Consider the following 1204-nt stretch of genomic DNA (forward strand, 5'->3'; position numbering starts at 1 on the left):
CATCTGGACCAAGAGCGCTCGCGACATCCTACAGAAGGTCATTCGTGCCAACCGCCGCTTAAGTTCCAAACAGAATGGAACATTGCACTAGCGGAGGGATGGGCCACACGGTATATCAATTTGCTGCTGCAGCAGTTCCAGATCGTGTTCGTTGGCTACTCGGCCGACGATCCGCCCGTTCAGTATTTGCTCGAGGCGTTAAAGCGCTTCGGGCCATCGCAGCGTAACGCGATGTACGCATTTCACTGGGGCGACGAGCGTCAAGCAATTGCGCAGTGGAGCCATAAGGCCGTCACGCCATTGGCGTTCCAAGAATTTTCACACCTCTGGGAAACATTGTCGGCATGGGCGGCCCGCGCCCGCGGCGTAGACAAGTGGCACGATGATCTGATTAAAATGGCCAGCGCAGGCCCAGCCTCAATGCAGCCACACGAACGAGGAATGGTCGCCCATATGGCCGCTACCGAAGAGGGCTCGCACAGACTGGCAATTGCAGAGTCGCCGATTCCCGCGGAGTGGCTGTTCGTGTTTGATAAATGCGCACGGTTGCGCGGCCCAGCTCAGGAACACGCAACTCCGTTTAAAGAGGGCATAGAGTTCTTCAAGAAGGTTGGGCTGGATTCAGATGCGGCACCAGAGTTTTCACTGGACACCATGGCGCCGGATCCAGTTGAATTGCCTGGGTCTGCCTGGGATGCCTTCTCGCCCACCGATATTGATGTTGTGACAGCTCGGCCGGAATCGCTCTCCAGAGTTGAGCGCCGCGCGGTACCACCGCTGCCCCGCCGTCTTGCCAACCTCGGACGCTGGTTTGGAAAGGTCGCTCATGAGCCTGCAGCACTGATTTGGGCGGCCGGAGAGACTTCCCTACATCCAGACTTACGCGAGCGTCTTACTAACGCGATGCGATTTGACACGGCTAGGTATTCCGAACTGATTCGGAAACAGTGGCAATGGATCCTGGCAAGCTGGAACTCCGATCAGTACGACGTCGATAATCAGTTCCACATTGTTAAGAGGCAGGTGGAGATCGACGGTTGGACGCCGGCGCTCCTGCGTGCCGCTATACAACTTTACCGCGCCAGGCTAAACGTTAAACCAGCCTTCGATGAGAGGTGGCACCGTTTGTTCGGACAGGGATCCGGAGTTTTTAAGTGGAAGCGCTGGGGCAGTCAGGCTGCCGATTTGATCGCTGGCAGCGTGG

1 protein-coding gene is annotated in these 1204 nt (G+C 57.1%); it reads left to right on the forward strand.

What is annotated here, in order from left to right; translation table 11 throughout:
* Positions 1-120 precede the first annotated feature (120 nt).
* Positions 121-1204 (forward strand): SIR2 family protein (locus A3A5_RS39220; RefSeq protein ID WP_035813478.1); only part of this gene is annotated, 1084 nt, incomplete at its 3' end.

Source organism: Cupriavidus sp. UYPR2.512 (genome assembly GCF_000379565.1).
Taxonomy (GTDB): domain Bacteria; phylum Pseudomonadota; class Gammaproteobacteria; order Burkholderiales; family Burkholderiaceae; genus Cupriavidus.